This is a genomic window from Vibrio sp. SNU_ST1 (genome assembly GCF_030563405.1).
Taxonomy (GTDB): Bacteria; Pseudomonadota; Gammaproteobacteria; order Enterobacterales; family Vibrionaceae; genus Vibrio.
Window position 1 is genome coordinate 988,109 of record NZ_CP130748.1, and the last position, 24,890, is coordinate 1,012,998.

21 protein-coding genes are annotated in these 24,890 nt (G+C 43.7%); 5 read left to right on the forward strand and 16 right to left on the reverse strand.

The features are described from left to right. Positions 1-458 precede the first annotated feature (458 nt). On the forward strand, positions 459-1,577 hold the full coding sequence (gene asd, locus Q5H80_RS04475; RefSeq protein ID WP_304568970.1) for an aspartate-semialdehyde dehydrogenase: 1,119 nt from the start codon (positions 459-461) through the stop codon (positions 1,575-1,577). A gap of 422 nt (positions 1,578-1,999) precedes the next feature. Here asd and Q5H80_RS04480 read toward each other — a convergent pair whose 3' ends face one another. The 4 genes from Q5H80_RS04480 to Q5H80_RS04495 all read right to left on the reverse strand — a co-directional run bounded on the left by Q5H80_RS04480 (position 2,000) and on the right by Q5H80_RS04495 (position 5,147). Then, the gene (locus Q5H80_RS04480) at positions 2,000-2,338 is read right to left on the reverse strand and encodes a DUF1971 domain-containing protein (protein ID WP_304568971.1); all 339 of its coding nucleotides are present in this window, start codon (positions 2,336-2,338) and stop codon (positions 2,000-2,002) included. Between the two features lie 25 nt (positions 2,339-2,363). Continuing rightward, positions 2,364-2,999: an alternative oxidase gene (locus Q5H80_RS04485; protein WP_304568972.1), complete on the reverse strand. Its 636-nt coding sequence runs from the start codon at positions 2,997-2,999 to the stop codon at positions 2,364-2,366. A 520-nt stretch (positions 3,000-3,519) separates the two neighbouring features. Further along, positions 3,520-4,359 (reverse strand): ion transporter, encoded by an 840-nt coding sequence (locus Q5H80_RS04490; protein WP_304569375.1) that lies wholly within the window; start codon positions 4,357-4,359, stop codon positions 3,520-3,522. Positions 4,360-4,508: 149 nt separating this feature from the next. Further along, positions 4,509-5,147 (reverse strand): YchE family NAAT transporter, encoded by a 639-nt coding sequence (locus tag Q5H80_RS04495; protein ID WP_304568973.1) that lies wholly within the window; start codon positions 5,145-5,147, stop codon positions 4,509-4,511. 640 nt (positions 5,148-5,787) lie between these two features. Here Q5H80_RS04495 and adhE point away from each other — a divergent pair. Beyond that, complete coding sequence (adhE, locus tag Q5H80_RS04500) at positions 5,788-8,496, forward strand: bifunctional acetaldehyde-CoA/alcohol dehydrogenase (protein WP_304568974.1); 2,709 nt, start codon at positions 5,788-5,790, stop codon at positions 8,494-8,496. Positions 8,497-8,639: 143 nt separating this feature from the next. Here adhE and Q5H80_RS04505 read toward each other — a convergent pair whose 3' ends face one another. The 3 genes from Q5H80_RS04505 to sodB form a co-directional block, all read right to left on the reverse strand. Continuing rightward, on the reverse strand, positions 8,640-9,323 hold the full coding sequence (locus Q5H80_RS04505; protein ID WP_304568975.1) for an SDR family oxidoreductase: 684 nt from the start codon (positions 9,321-9,323) through the stop codon (positions 8,640-8,642). A 278-nt stretch (positions 9,324-9,601) separates the two neighbouring features. Further along, complete coding sequence (locus Q5H80_RS04510) at positions 9,602-10,105, reverse strand: VC2046/SO_2500 family protein (RefSeq protein ID WP_304568976.1); 504 nt, start codon at positions 10,103-10,105, stop codon at positions 9,602-9,604. Positions 10,106-10,352: 247 nt separating this feature from the next. After that, complete coding sequence (sodB, locus tag Q5H80_RS04515) at positions 10,353-10,937, reverse strand: superoxide dismutase [Fe] (RefSeq protein WP_004734050.1); 585 nt, start codon at positions 10,935-10,937, stop codon at positions 10,353-10,355. Positions 10,938-11,206: 269 nt separating this feature from the next. On the opposite strand from sodB, the gene Q5H80_RS04520 reads away from it, so the two are divergent. Together Q5H80_RS04520 and Q5H80_RS04525 are read left to right on the forward strand one after the other, a co-directional pair. Continuing rightward, positions 11,207-11,545: a Grx4 family monothiol glutaredoxin gene (locus Q5H80_RS04520; RefSeq protein WP_009848715.1), complete on the forward strand. Its 339-nt coding sequence runs from the start codon at positions 11,207-11,209 to the stop codon at positions 11,543-11,545. A gap of 98 nt (positions 11,546-11,643) precedes the next feature. Next, on the forward strand, positions 11,644-12,273 hold the full coding sequence (locus Q5H80_RS04525) for a DsbA family protein (RefSeq protein ID WP_012603524.1): 630 nt from the start codon (positions 11,644-11,646) through the stop codon (positions 12,271-12,273). A 42-nt stretch (positions 12,274-12,315) separates the two neighbouring features. Here the strand turns inward: Q5H80_RS04525 and Q5H80_RS04530 are convergent, their stop codons facing one another. The 4 genes from Q5H80_RS04530 to rnt all read right to left on the reverse strand — a co-directional run bounded on the left by Q5H80_RS04530 (position 12,316) and on the right by rnt (position 20,381). After that, a complete protein-coding gene (locus Q5H80_RS04530; RefSeq protein WP_304568977.1) occupies positions 12,316-16,704 on the reverse strand; it encodes a transporter substrate-binding domain-containing protein in 4,389 nt (1,462 codons plus the stop codon). Positions 16,705-16,749: 45 nt separating this feature from the next. Beyond that, complete coding sequence (locus Q5H80_RS04535) at positions 16,750-18,093, reverse strand: response regulator (protein ID WP_304568978.1); 1,344 nt, start codon at positions 18,091-18,093, stop codon at positions 16,750-16,752. Between the two features lie 252 nt (positions 18,094-18,345). Then, a complete protein-coding gene (locus tag Q5H80_RS04540; protein WP_304568979.1) occupies positions 18,346-19,671 on the reverse strand; it encodes a Na+/H+ antiporter family protein in 1,326 nt (441 codons plus the stop codon). Positions 19,672-19,736: 65 nt separating this feature from the next. Beyond that, complete coding sequence (gene rnt / locus Q5H80_RS04545) at positions 19,737-20,381, reverse strand: ribonuclease T (RefSeq protein WP_304569376.1); 645 nt, start codon at positions 20,379-20,381, stop codon at positions 19,737-19,739. Positions 20,382-20,569: 188 nt separating this feature from the next. On the opposite strand from rnt, the gene Q5H80_RS04550 reads away from it, so the two are divergent. Continuing rightward, entirely contained in the window at positions 20,570-21,451 is an 882-nt protein-coding gene (locus Q5H80_RS04550) for an OmpA family protein (protein WP_304568980.1), read from the forward strand. A 95-nt stretch (positions 21,452-21,546) separates the two neighbouring features. On the opposite strand, the gene Q5H80_RS04555 is transcribed toward Q5H80_RS04550, so the two are convergent. The 5 genes from Q5H80_RS04555 to rsxG all read right to left on the reverse strand — a co-directional run bounded on the left by Q5H80_RS04555 (position 21,547) and on the right by rsxG (position 24,880). Beyond that, entirely contained in the window at positions 21,547-21,981 is a 435-nt protein-coding gene (locus tag Q5H80_RS04555) for a DUF2753 domain-containing protein (RefSeq protein WP_012603530.1), read from the reverse strand. Between the two features lie 189 nt (positions 21,982-22,170). Beyond that, positions 22,171-22,587, reverse strand: coding sequence for a lactoylglutathione lyase (gene gloA / locus Q5H80_RS04560; RefSeq protein WP_019822356.1), 417 nt, complete (start codon positions 22,585-22,587; stop codon positions 22,171-22,173). 130 nt (positions 22,588-22,717) lie between these two features. After that, positions 22,718-23,353 (reverse strand): endonuclease III, encoded by a 636-nt coding sequence (gene nth / locus Q5H80_RS04565; protein WP_017099962.1) that lies wholly within the window; start codon positions 23,351-23,353, stop codon positions 22,718-22,720. 205 nt (positions 23,354-23,558) lie between these two features. Next, positions 23,559-24,251, reverse strand: coding sequence for an electron transport complex subunit E (locus Q5H80_RS04570; RefSeq protein ID WP_304568981.1), 693 nt, complete (start codon positions 24,249-24,251; stop codon positions 23,559-23,561). Then, positions 24,251-24,880, reverse strand: coding sequence for an electron transport complex subunit RsxG (gene rsxG, locus Q5H80_RS04575; protein ID WP_017098008.1), 630 nt, complete (start codon positions 24,878-24,880; stop codon positions 24,251-24,253). Before rsxG ends, Q5H80_RS04570 begins: the two co-directional genes overlap by 1 nt. Positions 24,881-24,890 lie beyond the last annotated feature (10 nt).

Here is a 24,890-nt window from a genome sequence, read left to right on the forward strand (position 1 = left end):
GGTGTGTGGTGCAAAACGGACACTACAGTAATTAGTTTATTATATCGAAAAAATACGCCCAAGTTGTGATATTTGACTGTTAACGCAGTTAATCATGGTTTCATTATCTGAAATGTTGTTAAATTCATGGTTGTTACATGTTGAAACTTGTCGCGCGTTGTTTTCGTTTTGTGAAGTATTATTCTGGATAGTATTGATTAAAAAGAGGGATTTACTGTTTGTGACACGAGTGTGATTAAGCTGTTTTGGCGATGCAAATGTTTGAATTTGAGGATAATGGGCGTTTTATCAATGAGGTGGATATTAAATGTCGAGATAGGGATAACTGCGCTATTCATTGCGTTCACTTAAAAGAAACGAAAAAGTTACACTTTTTGACAAAAAGCACTTGAGTTCTGTTTCTGAAAAACTTATAGATGGGGGAGAGCAATTTTTAATTTATACATGGAGAGTGAGCGATGAGAGTAGGTCTAGTTGGTTGGCGCGGTATGGTTGGTTCTGTATTGATGCAACGTATGGTTGAAGAGAAAGATTTCGACTTGATTGAACCTGTTTATTACAGTACGTCTCAGATTGGTATTCCTGCCCCTGTTTTGGGTGGTAAAGATGCGGGTCTACTTCAAGACGCTTTTGATATTGATAGCCTAAAACAGCTTGATGCGGTGATTACCTGTCAAGGCGGAGACTACACCTCAAAAGTATACCCAGCACTGCGTCAAGCAGGTTGGAAAGGCTACTGGATTGATGCGGCTTCTACCTTACGTATGGACGCGGATTCAATCATTACTCTTGATCCTGTTAACTTGGCTCAAATCCAACAAGGCATCCACGGTGGTACTAACACTTTCGTTGGCGGTAACTGTACTGTGAGCCTAATGCTTATGGCTTTGGGTGGTCTATACGAGAAAGGCATGGTTGAGTGGATGAGTGCCATGACTTACCAAGCCGCTTCAGGTGCGGGCGCTAAGAACATGCGTGAACTGATCTCACAAATGGGCGTGATCAACGATAGCGTAAGTTCTGAGTTAGCGAACCCTTCGAGTTCAATTCTTGATATTGACAAAAAAGTTGCTGAAACCATTCGTTCATCTTCATTTCCAACCGATCAGTTTGGTGCTCCTCTTGCGGGCTCACTGATTCCTTGGATCGATGTGAAGCGTGAAAACGGTCAAAGCAAAGAAGAGTGGAAAGCCGGCGTTGAAGCGAACAAGATTCTTGGCCTAGATGGTCAGCCAATCCCAATTGATGGCACTTGTGTACGAATCGGTGCAATGCGTTGTCACGCTCAAGCACTAACGATTAAGCTTAAGCAAGACGTGCCTATGGACGAGATCGAAGAGATCATCGCGACGCACAATGATTGGGTTAAAGTGATTCCTAATGACCGAGACATCACGGCGCAGGAGCTAACACCAGCGAAAGTAACAGGCACAATGTCTGTACCAGTCGGTCGTCTGCGTAAGATGTCGATGGGTAACGACTTCCTAAACGCATTCACTGTTGGTGACCAACTACTTTGGGGTGCTGCAGAACCACTACGCCGCACTTTACGCATTATCCTTGCTGAGAAGGCGTAATAGAAAGTACTCTATATTCGAGTTGAGAGCCAAAAGCCGATGTTTGAACTGACCCCAATAGTTAGTGCATCGGCTTTTTTGATCACGGAAAGCTTGTTAAGTAACGCTTCCTGCTTCTTTCAGTTCTTCGTGTTGAAATATTACTAGGACGAGATCCCCCAACTCGCTCGTCCCTCGCTCTTGAGGATGACGGCTTTTTATCTAAATCTAAACGGCGTCATTTCCGAAAGCGACGCAGAAGGGTGAGCGGGAATCTGGGTCCTGTTTCTATCAGCTGAAAATCGAAAAAGGGTTGACGATAAAACGTCAACCCTTTTAGTTTCTCGCGTTTGAGCTCCACCTTAAACTACCACGTGTTTATCAGGATGCTATGTTTTATAAGCGGTGCATTTCAGTTCAATGTCACCATCAGCAGTTATAGCTTAGCTATCACGTTCGCTGAGATGCTCTTTTGCGATAGTACTATCTTCATCAGCATAAAATCTAACTTGGAATTCACAGTCATCTGTTAAAAATTCCACTTTGTGCCAGTATTGAGGTGGGCTTATTGTGTGTTCTCCTGCATTTATCAGAATCTCACTCTCCACCTCTCCCTTTGAGTCTGCAAAACCAAAAAACTTTAATGTTCCTTTTAGTACACAAATCTTTCCGTAAACCCCTGCTCTAGTGTTATGTCGATGGATAAACATTTTTGGTACATTATTTTTAGTGAACGTCGAAGTAGATTTATAATTTACAAAATTGCTAGGAATCGTAGTCATAATTTTCGCCTCAAGTATTCATTGTTTACAGTTGATGTTCTGGAAGATCTTTTTGTTGATAAGCGTCTGCAAAGCCGTGATTTTTGTCTCGATGCTTAGCTTCATCTTCACGTACTCGCAATATGACATCTCGAAGTAAGGAGTCTTCCGGAAGCTGGTAATAATCAATCGCGATTCGTGGCGCTGCAACATTTTCAACTTCACCACAGTCAATTTTTTCTAAGTATTCTGTATAACTTTTACATGCTTCTTCCTCAAAATACCCTACGACGCGATGGGCAATTTTAGAAGAGAGAAGGTAAATAATGCTATATACAACAATAAAGGTTCCTTGCCCTGCTAAAACTAGAAAGCGCTCAACCCAACTTGGTTTTGCTATATCTAAAAAAATCATCAAGTGCATACGTTCGTTTTCTGCTTCATCTAATAACTCTCTAATCCAACCTTGATCATCTTTCATACGACGTAGCGCTTTAAGATGATTAAACATACCTGCGACCATTCCTGGTACTGCTGCAATAGTTTCTAAGATAACAGCGCGCTTTGCGTATTTTTTCCCATAAAAAATGTTTAGTGTAAATTTAAGAATCTGCGTAATACGATAAGCAATACGCTCTGAAAAACTGGAGGCTTTCTTATGAGTTAGGATGAATTCTTTCATTGTGAGTCTCACTTGATTTATAAGATGTATTTAATATATATCTTATATTACCCCAAAACAAGTATTTCAAATGCACCTTTGTAAGGATATGTTTTCTTCTTGAGATAACCGGATTTTAGCTACCGATTTTATTGTTTAAGGGAATGAGTTATTAGCTCTTATCCTTTAAGTTATCAGCGCGTTTCGACTTGGAGTGACAGGTGGGATGGAGGTGTTGATTTTCATCTTCTTGAATGCTTTCTTTAACAATGATGTTTAAAAAAGAATCCCATGTGGTTAGAGGGGGGGGATTCCCAACTCGCTTGTTCCTCGCTCTTGATGATGACGAATAAAGCGATTGAAATTAAAGGCGTCATTCTCGAAAGCGATGAGGGAGCGTAATCGGATATCTGAGATTGGTCTCTATCAGCTGAAAATCGAAAAAAGGTTGACGATAAACGTCAACCCTTTTTAGTTTCTTCGCGCTTTAGTGTTTAAATCTCAAATATTTTTATTCTTTGTGCATTTTGTTGATTGTGTCTTAATCTTCAACCACCACTCGCTTATCAGGATCTGCCAATTCACTCGCACAGTGTTTGCAATACATAGCATCCGAATCATGGCCGGCGCGGTTACAGTTTGGACATTTTACCAACTCTTTGTGCGAGTTCATCTCATTGCTGAGCTCTGCAGTAATAATCCCTGTAGGTACTGCTAAAATAGAGTAACCCAATAGCATGGTAAGCGAAGCGATCGCCTTACCTAACGCGGTTTGAGGGATCATGTCACCGTAGCCAACCGTAGTAATGGTCACTATTGCCCAATAAATACTGTGGGGAATGCTTGTGAAGCCGTTTTCTGGCCCTTCAATAACAAAGATAAGCGCGCCGAAGATAACAACTAAGATGCCCACGGTGCTGAAAAAGATCAGTATCTTTCGTCTTGCCATTAACAGTGAACGTAACAGAATATTTGAATCTTGCAGGTAGCGAACCAGTTTTAAGATTCGGAAGATACGCATCACACGCAGCAGTCTCACCACACCCATAAATGAAGCACCTGGGAAGATGATCGCTAGGTAGGTCGGAAGAATCGCCAATAGGTCCACGACACCATAAAAGCTGGTGGCATAAGATTTTGGTTTCGGAGAACAATAGAGCCTTAACAAATACTCAAGAGTGAAGAGAGCAGTAAAAGTGTATTCAATATAACGCAGCTGCTGTGACCATTCGCTCATGACATTAGGGATGGACTCTAAGATAAGAACCAATAGCGAAGCCAAGATTGCAACGATCAGAGAAATATCAAATGCACGTCCAGCTGGCGTGTGAGTACCAAAGATAATGACGTACAAATGATGCTTGAGTGGCTTGCGTGACATAAGGAGAGATTCATCTTTTGTTAAATGCATTAACAGTCATTATACAAGCTTCATAATAACGAGGCGAGTGAAAGCCCAATTGCTTTACTCGCCTCATCTATATTGCAATATTGTTGCCCTTTATAGAGCAACCGGATTACCGTTAAACGTTATGCTAAACCTGGGAACAAATTACGTAGGCCATTGGCGATGAACTCGATGCCCAATGCGCCAAGAATCAAGCCCATGATACGCGTGATCACGTTGATACCCGTTTGACCTAAAAAGCGAACGATAACCGGCGCTGAACGGAACAGAAGCCAAGAGCAGGTTGCAAACGCGATAATGCTAATGCCAATTCCCACAGTATCAATGGCTGCAGGGTAACGAGATCCGTAAACAATAGTCGAGCTGATTGCCCCGGGGCCCGCCATTAACGGCATAGCAAGAGGAACAACACCGATTTGCTCCTTGCTGATGTATTCAGATTTCTCTTGTTTATTCTGCTTATCTTCACCGAGCTTACCGCTCATCATCGAAAATGCGATGCTCAATAATAGCAAACCACCCGCAACACGAAATGAATCCAGCGAGATGCTAAACATATCAAGCAGCATTTGCCCCGCGACAAGCGACACAATCAGGATAATGGCAACAGCAATGTTGGCTTGTAAGGCTGTCCTGTTCCTCTCTTCTGGCGGCATATGTGCAGTAAGAGAAACAAAAACAGGCATGATGCCGATTGGGTTTACGGCAGCAACAAGCCCAAGGAAGAATTGCATAAAAATAGCGAGTTCTAAGCCTTGCATGAGAGCGATCTCCAGTTAGCGAATTTTAAGGTTGAAGGTTTGATTCGGTGAATAGTCTGAGCGCGTAATGTAAGGGACAAATTGGATTTGCACGAATGAAAAAAACTAACCTGAAATAGGGGATTATTTTTAGAAAAACTAATTGAATATCGCTTTTGTGTCGGCCTTGTTGCAAGTTGGTTGTTAATGTTTCACTTTGTAATTTATTATCGAGTAACTGTTAACTGTCGCACGAATTTAATAAAAATTATGTCAAAATCTAGCCCGTGCAACGGTATGGATATACTCTCAGTAGCACGAATATAGCTGTATACATGTAATTTAACGGACTAAAAATGAAACTTTTTTACAGTTTATTACGCTATGTAGAAAAAACTTATCTGTTTGCTTGTTTTTTGAACTGATGAGAGGTGTGATTTTAATCTATGTAAATCATAACCTTAAGTCTATTTTTGTGATTGCCTTACTACTTTTTGGTTAATTCTTTTTGGGTAACTGATCTGGGTCAATTTTTTTCATACTGTGAAATAATATACTCAGTCCTGAAAGCAATTTACTAAGAACGTTGTTGTTAGAGGTTAAAAGCAAGCAGCGAAATTAATAAAAAGTTTTTAATATTTATTATTTTAGGAGATCCACCATGCCTGTAACTAACTTAGCGGAACTTGATGCTCTAGTAGCACGCGTTAAAGCAGCACAAGAAGAGTTTGCAACATTCTCTCAAGAGAAAGTAGACGCAATCTTCCGCGCAGCTTCTCTTGCTGCTAACCACGCTCGTATCCCATTAGCACAACAAGCAGTTGCTGAATCTGGAATGGGTATTGTTGAAGATAAGGTTATCAAAAACCACTTTGCATCTGAATTTATCTACAACAAATACAAAGACGAAAAAACATGTGGCATCTTAGAAGAAGATGACAGCCTAGGCACAATGACTATCGCTGAGCCTGTAGGTATCATCTGTGGTATCGTTCCAACAACGAACCCAACTTCTACAGCAATCTTCAAATCTCTAATCTCTCTTAAAACACGTAACGGCATCATCTTCTCGCCACACCCACGTGCAAAGAACTCAACTAATGACGCAGCGAAGCTTGTTCTAGACGCAGCTGTAGCAGCGGGTGCGCCAAAAGACATCATCGGTTGGATCGACCAACCATCTGTAGAGCTTTCTAACGCGCTGATGAAGCACGACGGTATCGCACTTATCCTTGCTACTGGTGGTCCAGGCATGGTTAAAGCAGCATACTCTTCTGGTAAGCCTGCTATCGGTGTTGGTGCTGGTAACGTTCCTGTAGTTATCGATGAAACAGCTGACATCAAACGTGCAGTAGCATCTATCCTTATGTCTAAAACATTCGATAACGGTGTTGTATGTGCTTCTGAGCAAGCTGCAATCGTAGTTAGCGAAGTATATGACGAAGTTAAAGAGCGTTTTGCTTCTCACAAAGCTCACGTTTTATCTAAAGCTGACGCAGATAAAGTTCGTAAAGTTCTTCTTATTGACGGCAACCTAAACGCTAAAATCGTAGGTCAGCCTGCTCCAGCAATCGCTGAAATGGCAGGTGTTAAAGTTCCTGCTGATACAAAAGTACTTGTAGGTGAAGGCCTTGGTAAAGTTTCTTACGATGACGAATTTGCTCACGAGAAACTGTCTCCAACTCTAGGTCTATTCCGCGCTGACGATTTCGAAGACGCTGTTGCTCAAGCAGTAACTATGGTTGAAATCGGTGGTATCGGTCACACATCTGGTCTTTACACTAACCAAGACGTAAACGCAGACCGCATCCGTTACTTTGGTGACAAGATGAAGACGGCTCGTATCCTGATCAACATCCCGACTACTCACGGTGGTATCGGTGACCTTTACAACTTCAACGTTGCACCTTCTCTAACTCTAGGTTGTGGTTCATGGGGTGGTAACTCTATCTCTGAGAACGTAGGTCCTAAGCACCTTATCAACAAGAAAACTGTAGCGAAGCGAGCTGAAAACATGTTGTGGCACAAACTACCTAAGTCTATCTACTTCCGTCGTGGCAGCCTTCCAATCGCTATGAGCGACCTAGAAGGTAAGAAACGCGCATTCCTAGTAACGGACCGTTTCCTATTCAACAACGGTTACGCAGACGATGTAGTACAAATTCTGAAAGCGCAAGGTATTGAAGTTCAAGTATTCTTCGATGTAGAAGCTGATCCAACATTGTCTGTGGTTGAGAAAGGCGCTGAAGCAATGAAGAGCTTCCAACCTGACGTAATCCTTGCTCTAGGTGGCGGTTCTCCAATGGATGCTGCTAAGATCATGTGGGTTATGTACGAGCACCCAGAAACCCACTTCGAAGAACTAGCAATGCGCTTTATGGATATCCGTAAACGTATCTACAAGTTCCCTAAAATGGGTAAAAAAGCTGAGCTTGTATGTATCACTACTACTTCAGGTACGGGTTCAGAAGTTACGCCATTCGCGGTTGTTACTGACGACAAAACAGGTGCTAAGTACCCACTAGCGGATTACGAAATCACGCCAAACATGGCTGTTGTTGATGCTAACCTAGTAATGAACATGCCTAAGTCTCTAACAGCGTTCGGTGGTTACGATGCAGTAACTCACGCTCTTGAAGCTTACGTATCAGTTCTTGCGAACGAATACTCAGATGGTCAAGCTCTACAAGCTCTTAAGATGCTTAAAGAATACCTACCATCAAGTTACAAAAACGGTTCAGCAGACCCAATCGCTCGTGAGAAAGTACACAACGCTGCAACGATTGCTGGTATTGCCTTTGCGAACGCATTCCTAGGTGTATGTCACTCAATGGCTCACAAAATTGGTGCTGAGTTCCACCTACCACACGGTCTTGCAAACGCACTACTTATCTCAAACGTTGTACGTTACAACGCGAACGATAACCCAACTAAGCAGACTGCATTCTCTCAGTACGACCGCCCACAAGCACGTCGTCGTTACGCTGAAGTTGCTGACCACCTAGGCCTAAGCCAAGCTAGTGACCGCACTGCTCAGAAGATTGAACGTCTACTGACTTGGTTAGAAGAGCTTAAAGTTGACCTAGACATTCCACTGTCTATCCAAGCTGCGGGTGTTAACGAGTCTGATTTCATCGCTAAATTAGACGAGCTAGCTGTTGAAGCGTTCGATGACCAGTGTACAGGTGCTAACCCACGTTACCCTCTAATCACTGAGCTTAAAGAAGTTTTAACAACGTCTTACTTCGGTAAAGCATACGTTGAAGGTGAAACTTTCGAAGGCACAACAGTAATTTTGAAGAAAGCTGACCAAAAGCCAGCTGAAGTAAAAACTGCACCAAAAGCTAAAAAAGAAAAAGCTGAAGCCTAATAAGTAAGTATCAGTTTTGAGATAAGTTTTCGCTAGCACGTTACTTATCTATCGGGAAAAGATGAAAGCCCCAGTCGAGAGACTGGGGCTTTTTTTATGTTTGGATAGTTCGTTTAGCCAAATGTATTTAGAGCTGGGGAGAACTAGACTTCAGCAGCCACAACTCGCCCACTAAAGTAATCATTAGAGACGATGTATTCCGTTGTTCTGGTCAGTTCATCTTGTAGTTGCGCCCAGTGACATCCGTTGAGCTTACCATCGGAGTTATGAACGGCGGGGACAACACCGCCGACTCGAATACCAAATGGAGTCAGTTCTTTCGCCCAGCTATGGGTAAAGCCGGTAATCATGGAGTTTGCGCTCTCTAAGCCGGATACATCATGAAAGTCATCATGAGATATTACATTCACAATCACGCCTTCTTTATCCTGTTCACGTAACCTCTCTGCACTGATTTGCCCAAATGCGAAAAGGGTCGATGCCATAGCTGAGAGATCATTGATAAAGCTACTGACAGGCTGATCGCCAATTAGACTAGGCATCGGGGAGCTTATCCAATTATTGACTAGCACATCAGGCGTAGTGTTGAAGGTGGCTTGAATAAAATCAAACACGCTGAGAATGGCTTGGTTGTCATTCCCTTTGAGCGTGTAGTGATAAACTGAGTCTGAAAATCGGGAGCATTGTAAATATGTCGCCTGAAGTGCTTTTGCGTCTTTATCACAAAGGATGACAGTGGCTCCAAGGTTAACAAAGTGGTTCGCAATCGTTCCTCCCAATCGCGAGCCGGCAGATGTTACCAATATAATTGAGCTTTTTATTTCCATCCCAGTACCTAAGCAAATCGTCCATGTTGGATAAGGATGGGTTAAATTTCATACAGCGGGTGTGAATTGGCTCAAACTAAGGTGTACCCATTGATAACTTTTTATGAACTTTGTGGCAGGTCACATTTTGCAGTAACTTCAAGTGTTAACCGACATCTCAGGTTTTGATGATGACCAAAGGTGATGGTTCATATTGCCTACATCAATCATTCAAAAAGCGAGATCGGACAAAGAGTAGTCGTGAATATTGAGCGAGAAAGAGGAATGCTAGGCAGCGGCTATACTTGCGCCTGAATCTGATACTGACGTTGAGCTGTCGACAGCTCGTTGTAGAGTGTCGCATTTGGTAAATCAGGTAACTGTTTACTTGCCAGTTTACGCCTGTCATGACCAGAAAAGTTTTGGTAAACCTCTTCGGGGAAGTCGGCTGTATCTTCAGGCATGAAAGCAAGTGCTTCAGGCTTCAAGTAGTGGCTTAGCTTGGCGCTGGCAAGGCTAGCTTGATGAAAGTGATTCGATTGTTGCGCTGAAATTTCATACGACGATTGGTTTGAACGCAGTTGTTGTGGTTCTGCTACGCCAAATTGCTTACGTAGGCGAGCTTCAGTCGTTTCAGTGACGTCAATAGTGTCGATGGGAGTACAGTCGCGAACATCATTAGAAAACATAGATAACAGCAACGCAAAATCTGCACGGCGACCTTGCTCAACCGCTTGGCTGATCCCGATGCCGAACTTCAGTTCGTTGATGATTCCTGCTTTGTCTAAAGTATGTATTTGCATGCTGCCTCTCATTGGATACACCTTTAACGGCATGGCGTTGGCAAACTTTAGAGTTTAATTACAGCCAAATAACGAATTTATGTAGGGCGATTGAGAAAGGTAAGAATAGGTTGAAAAGTCGGCTCGATCTGCTAGTTCGTTTCGCAATGTTCTCATTGATTAGAATACGACAGATACAAAAAAGCTCACGCCGAGGCATGAGCTTTCAATAGATAACTCGCTATAAATAGCGCAGCGTAAGTAATAATTACTTAGCTAGGTTCTCTTCTACGAAAGACCAGTTTACTAGGTTCCAGAATGCTGCCATGTAGTCAGGACGAACATTGCGGAAATCGATGTAGTAAGCGTGTTCCCATAGGTCAACAGTTAGAAGTGGAGTAACACCTTCTTCTGTTAGAGGAGTCGCAGCGTTAGAGGTGTTAACGATGTCTAGAGAACCGTCAGCTTTCTTAACTAACCAAGTCCAAGAAGAACCGAAGTTGTTGATTGCTGAATCAGTGAATTTCGCTTTGAATTCTTCGAAAGAACCGAATGCAGCGTTGATCGCTTCTGCAACAGCGCCTGTTGGTTCGCCGCCTGCTTTAGGAGCAAGACAGTGCCAGTAGAACGTGTGGTTCCAGATTTGAGCAGCGTTATTGAAAACACCACCAGTAGAAGTCTTAACGATTTCTTCTAGTGTTTTGCCTTCAAACTCAGTACCTGGGATAAGACCGTTTAGCTTAACAACGTAAGTGTTGTGGTGCTTACCGTGGTGGAAATCTAGCGTTTCTGCTGAGATGTGTGGTTCTAGCGCGTCTTTCGCGTAAGGAAGAGCCGGTAGTTCAAATGCCATTGCTCAATTCTCCATTGATATGAAAGAGTTAACTCTTTCGATTGCTTCCAGTGATATTATTATTCATGGCTCGCTATATTGCCAACCACGGTCAATTTGCTGACTTGCGATATAGTTTAGCAAGTTTTTACTTTATTAAAAGCTTAATTCATCACTTTTGTGTGAATTGTTAGCTTAACTGGTTAACCTCTTTTTTTATATGGTTTTTATTCTTTTGGTTTGGGGTAGAATAAAGGCAATGAAAGCCGTAATCCATTAACGAGGAAGCAATGGAAACTATCGATAAAATCAAACAGCAAATTGAAGAAAACACTATTCTACTGTACATGAAAGGTTCTCCTAAGCTACCTAGCTGTGGTTTCTCTTCTCAAGCGTCTCAAGCGCTAATGGCATGTGGTGAAAAATTTGCTTACGTAGATATCCTACAAAACCCTGATATCCGTGCAGAGCTTCCAGCTTACGCACAATGGCCAACGTTCCCACAACTTTGGGTTGAAGGTGAGCTAATCGGTGGTTGTGATATCATTCTTGAGATGTTCCAAAAGGGTGAGCTTCAGCCAATCGTTAAAGAAGCCGCTGCTAAAGTAGCTGGCGACGACGCTGAGTAAGCTTTAGGCCTTGGTGCTTAAATATTGAATGGAAGGGGCCTTAATTAGGCTCCTTTTTAGTTTGAATGGTTCAACAAAGACTGGATAAGGAATGAACAATGAACGTAAAACTTCATTATGTGCATGATCCAATGTGCAGCTGGTGTTGGGGCTACAAGCCAACGCTTGAGTTATTAAAACAACAATTGCCAGCGAGCATTGAGTTTAGCTACGTAGTCGGTGGTTTGGCTCCGGATTCTGAAGAGCCGATGTCAGAAGAGATGAAAGGCAAGCTTCAAGCGATTTGGAAGCAGATTGAAGCTAAGCTGGGTACGGAATTTAATCATGAGTTTTGGACTGAATGCCAACCAGTTCGCAGCACTTACCCTGCGTGTCGTGCAGTGATCGCTGCTGGTTTTCAAGATCACTACGAAGCAATGCTTGAAGCGATCCAACACGCTTATTACCTTCGTGCGATGCTGCCTCATAGCCAAGAAACGCATTTGCAGTTAGCCCAAGAGCTAGGGATGAATGTACAACAGTTTGAAAATGACCTTTCTAGTAAGCTATTGGAAAGCGAGTTAGATGACCAGTTAGGTTTTAAAGAAGCGATGGGTGTGCATTCTTACCCAACCTTAATGCTTGAGGTAAACGGTATCTTTAGTGAAGTTGAATTGGATTACCATTCAACTGAAGCGACACTTAAGTCTATTCGCGAAATTCTAGTGAATAACGCTCCCGCTGCATAATCCAGCGAGAGCTGTCTGTATTGACGCAATAACCTCTAAGGCTTACTCATAAGAGTAAGCCTTTTTTTTTGTCTGACGTAGTTGGTTTATCTCCTCTGTAAACCGTTCGAATGTGTTAGTTGCTTCCGAGATTGATGCTTCAATTGTTGATTCGACTTGATCTAAGTCTGTGGCTTCGGTTACCAGGCCGTTTGCTTGTGCTTCAATGATTGCGAGCGGAGAAGCAATCGCGTCACATGCCACCATTTTAGCGGCACCTTTGAGTCGGTGTGATGTGGTTTTTAGTCCCTTATATTCCTTATTAGCCCACTGCGCTTTTATCTGTTCATTATCTGCAATAAAACTTGCGGCAAACTCGTCGAGTAAGGTCATCACCACATCATGATCTTCAAATAGATCGTAGAGCGCGGCGTAGTCGATGATGGGATTATTGGTCTCTTTGAGTGAATTTTGAGGGACAGCGGTGTTAATATCTTCGATTGTCTTTGAATTGTTATTTTCTGCCGATTCCGCAAAGCTCTGTTCAATGCCTTGGAACAGCATCGAAAACTCATTGGTTTCTTGAGCTGCAGGTAAAGCGTTTGACGAAGAGCTTGTGTCCTGATTTTGCGAGTCTGGCTTTTCTGCATCAGAAATATCGGTTTCAAGCGTCGGATCTAAATCGTGGATTGCGGGTAGCCATTTTTCAATGGTCAGCTTCATTTGCTTAATGGAAACAGGTTTAACTAGGAAATCATCCATGCCGTGTGCATAACAGTTGGCATCTTCACCCTGAACCGCATTCGCCGTCAACGCGACGATAGGTAACTTTTGAGTTTCTTGATTTAGTTCTTCATTGCGTTGTTCTATCTGACGAATGCTTGAGGCAAGCGTGTAACCGTCCATCTCCGGCATATGGCAATCGGTGAGAAGCAAACCATAACGTTTATTTTTTAAAGCATTCAGCGCTAGCACTCCGTTATCGAAAATATCAGCGTGGACACCAATACTCTCAAGCTGCTTGGCGATGACTTGCTGATTGATCGGGTGGTCTTCCGCAACAAGAATCAGTCGGCCATTACGCTCGGCTTGTTCGCGAGTCTCGATGGCGATAGGCGCTTTGGTTTCGTTGTCTAATGATGAGAGTAGATTGTTGTGACTGACGGGTTTCGTTAAAACATGAACAAGGTTATCGGGCAGCAGCGGATTTACCGACAAGCACCAAGAGTTACCTAAAGGCTCTGGTGAGAGCATTGGGTTTTGGTTGATTACGGTGAAGCGTGTTGAACCCGTATGCTGCTGAATCCAAGCATCGCTAATCGCCAGTTGTTGCCAAACCGACATCGCGACAAAGATGTGTTTGGGCTGATGTTTGACGACCATCTCTTTGAGTAGGTGCTTTTGATTAATGTGCAAAACTTTTGGTTCAAGATCGAAGTGTTTCAGATATCGACACAGCTCTTCTTGTTGCAGAACGTAGCCAACAACGTATACCTCGTTTGAGTGATTACCGACATCTAGCTCAACAGGGTTCTCACACTCAGAAGGGAAAATCAGCGTTTGTCGTAGAGCCAAAGCGTTGCTTAGTGCATGTTCAGGGGTACAAGTTGGGAGGGTAACGGTAACCGTAAAGTGGCTGCCTTTTCCTTCTTCACTCGACAGTTCTATGTTGCCATCCATCTGTTCTATCAATTTCAAAGCGATAGACAGTCCAAGCCCTGTGCCACCAAAACGGCGGCTAGTGGTTTTGTCGACTTGTTCAAAAGGTTGGAATAAGCTTTGTTGTCTGTCTTTCGGGATGCCGATGCCCGTATCGGAAACCGTGAGGCTAACTTTCTGCTGATGTTCGTTCTGTTCAATCACATCAATATGCAATGAAATAGTGCCATGTTCGGTGAACTTAATCGCATTATTAAGGAAATTGTTTAGAATCTGATGGAGTCGTATATCGTCTGCAAACAGCCACTGAGCGAGGTTTGGGTCTTGCCAATAGTGGAAGGCTAAGCCTTTTTGCTGTGCATGAATGGATTGCGGTTGCACGATACGGGCGAGTACTTTGCCAAGCTCAATTTCGGTCGGGTTAAGATCCAATTTTCCGGCTTCAATCTTGGAGTAATCGAGTACGTCATTAACGATGTGCAGTAAGTTCCGAGCCGACTGATTCAATCCACCGTGTAAGTTCAGTAACTCTTCACTCAGCTGATGTTCCTGCATTAATTCCAACAGCCCTAAGATCCCACTAATCGGGGTGCGAACCTCGTGGCTAATGGTCGCTAAGAATTGTGACTTTGCAGCCGTTGCACTTTCTGCTTTTTGGCGTGCGTTGTCTAAAGCTTGCTGTTGTTTTTTTAGTAGGGTGATGTCTGTTATCACCGTATTCCACTCAATGGTTTTGCTGTTCGATACTTGGCTATTAAATTTCACCCATTTAGTTTGACCTGATTCTAACTGCATTCGCTGTTCATTTTCCCAATGCCCGGTTTCAATAGCTTCGAGCATACTGGTTTCAAACAGGGGCAAGTCATCCTCTGCGATCAGATCAAACAGACGTTGAGGGTGCTCTTTTACGCTATCCACGGATAAGCCGAACATATCGCTTACACCTGCACTGACAAAGCTAAAACGGATATCTAAAGGCTGTCGAGGGTGCGTTTGAATATGTTTAAGCACGACCCCATCAATGTTGTCGGCCAGCGTTTGCAAGTGGGCTTCTGCTGCTTTTGCTCTCTGCTCGGCGATCTTTCGCTGCTCGATTTCAGCCGCCATTTTTCGGTTCCAAAATACGATCACGAAAATGACCACAAAGATCCCAAGCCCGATGATCACCGACCATTTAGCGACTTCGCGTGGTGATAAGCCTTCTTGGTATTCATAGGTTAACCATTTGTTTTCCAAGCGTTCTAATTCATTGGCAGGCAGTGCTCCAATGGTTTTGTTGAGAATACTCAACAGCATGGGATGGCGGAAGTTCACTGCGAGAGCTAGTGGCGCGCTGTTTTGCTCATTAATGGTGCCAGTGATTTTGAATTGCCCTACATAGTCTTGATGCAATAAAGGTGCAGCATGATGAAGTGAAGCAAGCGCGAAACTGATGTCGTCTTTCTGTAATGCTTGGAAAGCGCTGACGTGATTGATGTAAGGGACGGCTAGGCAAGTCAGGCAGAGAGAAGGTAGAACCGTTGAACCTCCAGAATTTTCAATCACACCAACAGCTTCGGTGCCACTTGGCGCAAAGTTGCCGAAGCGATCAGAGCGACTCAATAACACCCAGGGTTCAAAACTGTAAGCTTGAGTGAAGTCCATGTATCGGGCTTTATCTGTGGTTGGTGTGATGTTGGTTAGCACCATTGTCTCACCATTATTGAACGCGACCTCGGCCGCTTCTGGTGTTAGGTAAGTGGTACTTTCGAATGACACGCCAAGCACATTACTTATTAGGTTTAAGATGTCAGCAGATAAGCCTGAGTGTTGCTGTTGCTCATTGGTAAAGTCGTAAGGGTACCAATTGGAGTGTGTGCCTACGGGGATGGAAGGGTTGCTGTCGAGCCAGTTCTTTTCATCTTGGGTTAAATTCAATGTTCCATAGTTCAGCAGCATCGAATGTTGCGATGGAGCAAGCCATTGATTATAAATAGATTGTAGTGATTCTTCCTTAATGTCCTGTAAAGCGAAATTGATTCGGCTAAGCAATCTGTGCTTTCCTTTTTTGACGGCGAAATGCAAGTGATCTGCGGGAAGGTCAGGAAGCACAGATAATGTTAGTGAGTCTCGAGGCTGTTCTCGTAATAACGCAGAAAGTGCAAGCGCATCGCCAATGTACGCATCCACGCTATCCTCCTGAATTGCCGTGAAAGCCGCTTGCGTACTGTCTAATGTTGTAATTTGACTATCAGGAAGCAGGCTAGGAAGAAGATCATTGAGCGCAAACCCTTTCTCCAATGCTAGGTTGGCGGTTGCCAACGCACCTAAATCGTTTATTTTTCTATTTTGGGTAATCACCGCTCGTCTTATGGAAAACATCGGCTCACTAAAAGTCATGTAATTATGGCGCTCCTTGGTCGAAGAGACGCCGACTAGCAGATCTAATTCACCTCTTTCGAATGCACTCAGTACATCACTAAATGTTGAATACAACTTAATCTGATATTGGAAACCTGCATTTACCGCTACCTGATCCAACATACTGATGAGTAGCCCTTCAGAAACAGTGTTGCCTGAGGGAGTCTTATGTTGATAGCTGTAGGGAACCATGTCGTACGAAGGCAGACCAACCCGCAATATGACTTGATCATTTGATGAGTTCTCTGTGTTGCTTGCTAAGGAGCTAGTGGGTGATGTGTTCCCTGGTGGGGTGTTTTCGGCAAAGGTGAGCAGTGGCCACATTAACAGTGAAAGACAACTCAATAAAAAGGCTACACACCATGTTTTCGTTTTTGAAGCGCTGTTTTGCATAAAGACATCCTGTCGTTTGCTTACTGATTTAGAGTATCGCCATGCTTAACTAACGGCAGCCAAAGGGGCTTTAGTTAGTGTGGGGAGTGAAAAATTACCAGCTTGCTGCAATGCCATACGTTGAAGTAGAGCAAGGTTCGTGTGATCCGCATTTAAATGAACGTCAATTTGGCGCTTTATTTGAACGACTTTGTCTTGTAATCCTAAGGCTTGATAACACAGTGCCAACAAGAAGAACGCGTCGACATCATTGCCTGAAAACTCGTTTATCGAAATACTCTCAATGCACTCTGTCGCAACATCATGTTGATCGAGTTGAATCAGTTGTAAGGTACGACAAAGCTTTAGAAGCGGCTTGCTCAATGCGTAAGACTTTTCAGAGTGAGAAAGCCTCTGCCAAGTCGCTTCAGGTTTCCAAAGTGTTAGTTCTTCGTGGGTGAGCGCCAAACTATCCGCCCATAAGATGAGTGCTCGCTTACCTGTAGAATCCCAAATTGAGTGAGGAATGAGTTGTGCGAGATATTTGAGATGTTGGGTCGCTTGTGTGACATTTTTATCTAGCAACTGCAGCCAGACCATGGTGTTGGTTAACTCAATATTACTGCTGTTCACGGTGAGTACTTGGTCAATCAGTTCGCTCGCGGATTCGAAATCACTTGTATTGAGACAGATCTTGACCTTAAGTTGCTGAAGCTTGATATTGCGAGGGTTGCTTTCTATTAGGCCATCGATTTGACGGAGTGCGTCGTGATAGTGCTGCTTGAGGATATGTATTTCAATGAGCTTAACTTTAGCGGGCAGGTAATCATGGAGCTGCAAAAGCCCATTCAACATGGCTTGTGCGTCATCGAGTTGTTGGTTTTTTATCAGAATATTCGCCATATAAATAATGGCATCTTTCAGTGTCGACAGGTCAGGGGCTTTGCCAAAGAGTGGCTTTACCGCATTGAGGCCATTCTTTAAAAAGGCCTGCTCTAATGTCGAAAAGTATTGCTGCCGAGAGAGTGCGGATGTGACTCTTTTTATGATGTCATCTGCACGTATTGGCTTAATCAAGTAACCATCGGGTTCTAAGTTAGCATAGCCAAAGAAGGTATCTTGGCTGTCATTGCCAGTGACGATAAAGACGATCGTTTGTGGCCTGATTAATTCTTTTTGCTGCAAGAACTCAAGCAACTGCAAGCCATTGCTTCCTGAGCCTAAATCGTGGTCAATTAATAAGATGTCGAATCGATGTGCACGACAAGCCTCAATCGCGTTTTGTGCATTGGATGCGCTAATCACATTGTTGTTAGGCACGCCTAACTTGATAAGTAGTGCACGGGTAGCACTTTGAATGACGCTGCTGTCATCAACGATGAGGTAGCGCGATCGGGCGAGTATATCCATATAGTAGCCTTCTGACGTATTGAGCCTTGCCACTTTGTCGTCTATGAATTAGCGGCTTATTTATTAAACACTTAAGTGTAGGAGTGAATTCAATGAATAGCCATAAGTTGCATACCAATACGTACGGAATAATGTATAGAGAGTGATATTGGTTCAGAAGGTGAGCTTGTCGAAAAGGAAAGGAATTAAGAGGGGAAAGAGACTAAGACCGCACTAGGCGGTCTTTATAAAAGTTAGCGTAGGACTCTTTAACTACAGAACCATAGCTGCAATCCAACCGAATACGATCAGTGGGATGTTGTAGTGTAGGAACGTCGGTACTACGGTTTCCCATACGTGCTCGTGTTGACCATCAGCATTAAGACCCGATGTTGGACCTAAGGTTGAGTCAGAAGCCGGAGAACCCGCATCACCTAGCGCTGCCGCTGTACCCACTAGTGCGATTGTCGCCATTGGTGAGAAACCAAATGCTGCCGCTAGAGGAACGTAGATAGTCGCAAGGATTGGAATCGTAGAGAACGAAGAGCCGATACCCATTGTTACCAATAGACCAACGATGAGCATAAGCAGTGCTGCTAGAGGCTTGTTGTCGCCGATGCTTGTTGAAAGCGCTTCAACTAGAGACTCAACGCCACCCGTTTGCTTCATTACCGCTGCAAAACCTGCCGCTGCAATCATGATGAAACCGATCATTGCCATCATGTGAACGCCCTTAGTGAAGACATCGTGTGTCTCTTTCCAAGCGATTACACCACCGAAGGTGAATACCATGAAACCAGCCAAAGCACCGATGATCATAGAACCTGTCGATAGTTGAACCGTTAGTGCAGCAACAATACCCGCAGCAGCCACTAGGATGTGCTTCTTGTTGATCTCTTTCACTTCGGTTGAAACAACAGTATGAGACGTTTCTTTGTATTGACGTGGCTTACGGTAAGTAAAGAATACTGCCGTAAGCAGGCCAAAGATCATGCCTGCAGCCGGTAATAACATTGCCATTGGTACTTGGCTTGCTACTACGTTTTCAAGACCGTTGTCGTGAAGGTTCTTAAGCAGGATGTTGTTTAGGAAGATGCCACCAAAACCGATAGGTAGAACCATATAAGGAGTAATTAGACCAAAAGTAAGTACACACGCAACCAGACGACGGTCTAGGTTCATTTTTGCGAATACGCCTAATAGAGGTGGGATTAAAATTGGGATGAAGGCGATATGCACAGGAATCACGTTTTGCGAAGACATGGTCACTAAGATCAAAGACGCAAGGATGCCGTATTTTAGACCATTAGATGCCGCACTGTTCTCTTTGCCGTGAATGCGCTTAATGACGCTTTGAGCAAGTAGATCTGTGATACCAGAACGAGAGATAGCAACAGCAAAGGTGCCAAGCATTGCGTAGCTAAGTGCGATAGTTGCACCGCCACCTAATCCACTTTCGAAAGCTGCTACAGCATCGTTCACACTCATACCAGAGGCTACGCCACCGATAATTGCGCTGAACGTGAGAGCCACGACAACGTTTACGCGCATCAAAGCTAAAATAAGCATGATGCAAACTGAAATTACAACAGGATTCATATTATTCTCGGGATGTTGTGTTTTTTATGAAGGCAATACGAGTGAACGTTTACCGACTCTATTTTTTATTCTTCGTCAGCAAGAGGCCAACCACCTAGGGCTTTCCATTTGTTTACTATGCCGCAAAATAACTCTGTGGTTTTTTGCGTATCATACAAAGCAGAGTGTGCTTCTTTGTTGTCAAATTCCATCCCCGCAGTGCGGCAAGCTTTAGCCAAAACGGTTTGACCGTAGGCAAGACCACTAAGGGCTGCAGTGTCAAAAGTTGCAAATGGATGAAAAGGGACGCGTTTAAGCTTACAACGCTCACTTGCTGCATTAACGAAGTTTAAATCGAACGTAGCATTGTGAGCGACCATGATTGCGCGACTGCAATCTGAAGCTTTTTGTTCCTTTCTCACAAGCTTGTAGATTTCTTTAAGGGCTTCTTGTTCCGACACAGCACCACGTAATGGGCTAAATGGGTCTTTAATTCCGTTAAAGTCTAATGCTGCCTGCTCTATATTTGCGCCTTCAAAAGGCTCAATGTGAAAATGAAGCGTTGATGCAGGGTGCAGATCTCCGTTCTCATCCATTCTTAGTGTAATGGCACAGATTTCTAATAATGCATCGGTTTCAGCGTTAAACCCTGCGGTTTCCACGTCGATGACCACTGGGAAATAGCCACGAAAGCGTTTTTTAAGGGTCAGAGCTTCGTTTTCTACAGTCATGTTAGCCCAAATATGTGTGATTAAGGCAGCATTATTGCAGATAATAGCAGTGATAAAAACTAGGGAAGGGCAATAAATCATAAATTAGCTGACCTATTTCGGCTTGATAATTGCATATTCAAACGTGACGGAAAAATGCGGCAATTGGCTGCATTGTTAAACGAATTGCTTAAGAGATACTCCACTTTATGAAGAAACAACTCATAACAGGTTCCATGCTATTTTCGCTACTTATGTCGTCATCGGTATTGGCACAAGAAAAGCGTTACGGAGCATCTCCTCTACAGTCGACGTGGGAGATGGTGGCTAACACGCCACTAGAATGTCGCTTGGTTCACCCTATCCCCAACTTTGGTGATGCTGAGTTTTCATCTCGCGCGAGTAAAAAAATCATTTTGGATTTTGAGCTTAAAATGCGTCGCCCAATGGGTGCGACACGCAATGTAAGCTTGATCTCTATGCCGCCAGCTTGGCGTCCGGGCGAAAGTGCTGATCGCATGACGACCATTAAGTTCTTCCAACAATTTGATGGCTATGTTGGTGGTCAAACCGCTTGGGGTATTTTGAGTGAGTTGGAGAAAGGGCGTTACCCGACATTCAGCTATCGAGAGTGGCAGAGTCGAGATCAGCGAATCGAAGTTGCACTATCATCGGTATTATTCCAAGAGAAGTACAATGTGTTCAGTGACTGTATCGCCAACTTATTGCCTTACAGCTTCGAAGATATCTCTTTCACGATTTTGCATTACGATCGTAACAGCGATCAGTTGAACAAATCATCACGTAAAAGGTTAAGTCAGATAGCTGACTATGTTCGCTATAACCAAGACATTGATCTGGTGCTGGTGGCCACGTACACCGACTCCGTCGATAGCAAAGGTATTAGCCAGAATCTCTCAGAGCGCAGAGCGGAATCATTAAGAGAGTACTTTAAATCTCTAGGCTTGCCAGAAGACCGTATTCAAGTACAAGGTTATGGTAAGCGTCGTCCAATTGCTGATAACAACTCGCCAATTGGTAAAGACAAAAACCGACGTGTTGTTATCTCTTTAGGTCGCACACAGGTTTAAGCTGAATAATTACTTGTTTTGAAATCAAAAAAGCCCGTCTTGAAGACGGGCTTTTTGTATTTGAAATTCGGAGCTGTTGTATTTGCGTAACTCGTTTAGTTCAAGCGGAAGCGGGCGATCATTTCACAGTTGGTCGCTGTATCGATCTTTTCCACCATAGAAGCAATTTTAGGGTTGGGATGGCGTTTCATGAAATCGATAAGGGCTTTTTTACAGCAACCAATTGAGTCAATGAAGCTTGAACATTGCGTATTGGGACATTGCGGGATCAGTGTCAGCACTTTTTCTGAAGCCAATTGGAGATATTTGAGTTCATATTCAGTATCGCCAGCCCATCGCCAAAACTGAGCGAGGTTGTGGCAAGAAATCACAGAGATAAGTAAGCGCTCGTCCGCTTGGATATCGGTACGTTCAGTAATTTTTTCGCTTAAACTCAATGCTTGCTGATAGTGAAGAATACTTTGTACAGGATCGTCGAGCTGCAATGCCGTATCGGCAAGTAACGTGTGTTTTTCCCATTCGCTAATCATTGTGTTACCTCACTAATCAATAGGGGACTTAATTTAAATGATAATTATTATCATGTAAAGTTTCATCAGTGAGAATGTTGTAATAATTAGTAAAGAATATCGATTATTAATAGAGCTACAAAAAAAGCGAGCTTTATGCTCGCTTATAGTGTTTATTCCATAGCCAAATATTGCAGAGGCTACGAAGGGTTAACCCTCTAGACCTGCACTTGCTTGTTTGTTCTGAATCAGCTCAATCATGTAGCCATCAGGGTCTTTTACGAATGCGATATGAGTTGAACCGCCTTTAACCGGACCCGCTTCTCGCGTTACGTTACCGCCAGCCGCTTTAATTGCGTCACATGTTGTGTAGATATCATCGACACCGATAGCAACGTGGCCAAAAGCAGAACCAAGGTCATATTCAGTCGTGCCCCAGTTGTACGTTAGCTCAATCACAGCGCCTTGAGATTCGTCGCCAAAGCCAACGAAAGCCAGTGTGTATTCGTACTCTTTGTTTTCGTTCTTACGTAATAACTGCATGCCCATTACTTTTGTGTAGAACTCGATAGATTTATCTAGATCACCCACGCGTAGCATAGTGTGTAAAATACGACCGTTTGACATGATTTGCTCCTAGCTTTAATTATGTATACGTTTTTGTAATTCTGTTTTATGCCGCTAGAAAAATGCGGCATTGTTTAGCTTCTTAGCTTCTTAGCTTCTTAGCTTCTTAGCTTCTTAGCTTAGAGCTAGCCTAGACGTCGGTTTTTTCCTTGAACTCACACAAGTCTTCAATGATACAGCTGCCACAGCGCGGTTTACGCGCGATACAGGTGTAACGTCCATGAAGAATGAGCCAATGGTGGACATCCAGTTTGAATTCTTTTGGGATAACTTTAAGTAGCTTGGCTTCAACATCGTCGACGGTTTTACCCATCGCTAGCTTAGTGCGGTTTGATACGCGATAGATGTGAGTATCAACGGCAATGGTTGGCCAACCGAATGCGGTATTTAACACTACATTTGCAGTTTTGCGGCCAACGCCTGGAAGGGCTTCTAATGCAGCGCGATCTTCCGGTACTTCACCATTATGTAGGTCAAGCAGCATACGACACGTCTTAATGGTGTTTTCTGCTTTTGAGTTAAATAGGCCAATGGTCTTGATGTACTCTTTTAGGCCGTCGACACCTAGGTCGAAAATAGCCTGTGGAGTATTAGCCACAGGGTAAAGCTTATCAGTGGCTTTGTTTACGCTGACATCGGTTGCCTGCGCAGATAAGAGCACGGCGATCAGCAACTCGAAAGGGCTGTTCCAGTTAAGCTCAGTTTCTGGATTTGGATTGTTTTCTCTCAAACGCTCAAGTATTTCTACTCGTTTTACATTGTTCATAGCGACATTACTTTCAAATAGTTAGGGCTTGAGTTCCGGCGAAGTTCTTTCAAACTTACTCGTTTAAAATAACAAGTTCCGCAATGGTTCAGGCTTTATCATCGGTTACGCGCTCTTATGAGCGTCATTATTATGTGTACTTGGTTATTCTGATTACCTGCTGAGCGGTTGAGCTACTCAGCAGGGTTTAAGCTACTGTAACTTATCAGGCATTGGTAACGCGAGCGCGTTCAATGGCTGGTTTTTCTTGTTTGGGCTGTCTAGCTTTAGCTTGGTTGTCGATGATGTTTTTCAAAGCAATCAAGAAACCAACACCAATGAAGGCACCTGGTGGAAGCAGGGCTAACAAGAAGCTGTTATCAAATTGGAATATCTGGATTCGTAACATCGAAGCCCAATCACCAAGGAGCAGGTCTGCACCATCAAATAGGGTTCCGTTACCAATAACCTCACGCATCGCACCCAATACAACCAATACTGACGTCATGCCAAGACCCATCCAAAAACCATCTTGAGCAGCAGGCAAAACTTCGTTTTTAGACGCGAAGGCTTCAGCTCGGCCAATGATGATACAGTTGGTTACGATCAATGGGATGAAGATACCCAAAGAGAGGTAAAGCCCATACGCGTAAGCGTTCATCAGAAGTTGAACACAGGTTACCAGTGAAGCAATGATCATCACGAATACTGGAATACGCACTTCTTTTGGCACATGGTTTCGAACCAGAGAAACAGACACGTTCGAACCGACTAATACAAGCAAGGTCGCGATACCTAATCCAAGAGCGTTAGTCACAGTCGAAGAGACAGCCAACAGCGGACATAAGCCAAGGAGTTGTACTAGGGCTGGGTTGTTGGCCCACATGCCATTTTTGATTAGTGTTTTATGGTCACTCATTATTCACCACCACAATTTAGAGGTTGAGCAAGCAATGCTTGGTTGTTTTGGTTAACGTACTGTACCGCTTGCTTCACTGACTTAACGACAGCTCTTGGTGTAATGGTTGCGCCAGTGAACTGATCGAAGTCACCACCGTCTTTACGAACTTTCCAACGGTCAAGATTAGAATCCGTCACTTGCTTGCCGGCAAATGAGAGAATCCAATCACTAACACGAAGATCAATCTTATCACCCAATCCCGGCGTTTCTTGGTGGGAAAGAACACGAGTACCTAAAATGGTACCGTCGATTTTCATCCCAACAATGACCTTAATCGCGCCGTTGTAGCCATCGGGTGCAATCGCTTCGATCGCAATCGCGCTTGGCTCACCATTGAGTTTAGCAATGTAAGCTGGCATCGCTTGTTCAGTACCCAGCTCTTCGGCTTGAACCAGAGTACAGGCTGAAAAGAGTTCATTGTCGTGAAGATCGTGCGGGATCACTTGGTTAAGAACAGACAGTAGTTGAGCCTGTTCTTGCTGTTTGATCTGATCTTTGGTCAGGTAGTGCGTTACCGCGACCAAACCTGTTGAAGCACACGCAAAGATCGCGAGTACAAGGCCGTTTTTCTTAATTGCATTTAGCATGGCATCCGCT